The organism is Winogradskyella poriferorum (assembly GCF_050618035.1).
GTDB classification, from domain to species: domain Bacteria; phylum Bacteroidota; class Bacteroidia; order Flavobacteriales; family Flavobacteriaceae; genus Winogradskyella; species Winogradskyella poriferorum_A.
On the sequence record NZ_JBODPY010000252.1, the window covers coordinates 1 to 218 of the forward strand.

Genomic DNA, 218 nt, shown 5'->3' on the forward strand with positions numbered 1-218 from the left:
AAACACCTGCTGTTAGTCCTACGACATCACATGGCACTTCTTCACCGGTTTCATCAATTATTACAGATTTAACCTTTCCGTTCTCATCAGATTTTATTTCCCTGAGATTAGTTGATAATCTCAAATCGATGTGATGTTTTCTGATGTGCCTATCCAGGATAGCCCTTTCACCTTCTGGTAGAACACCATTCCAAAAGCTAGATCCGCTAACTAAAAAA

General features: G+C 39.0%; 1 protein-coding gene. It reads right to left on the reverse strand.

Going from position 1 to position 218, the window contains the following annotated elements:
• Positions 1–218, reverse strand: a 218-nt coding sequence (locus ACRHOC_RS15660) for an NAD-binding protein (protein ID WP_431159499.1), incomplete at both ends; no start/stop codon positions are given.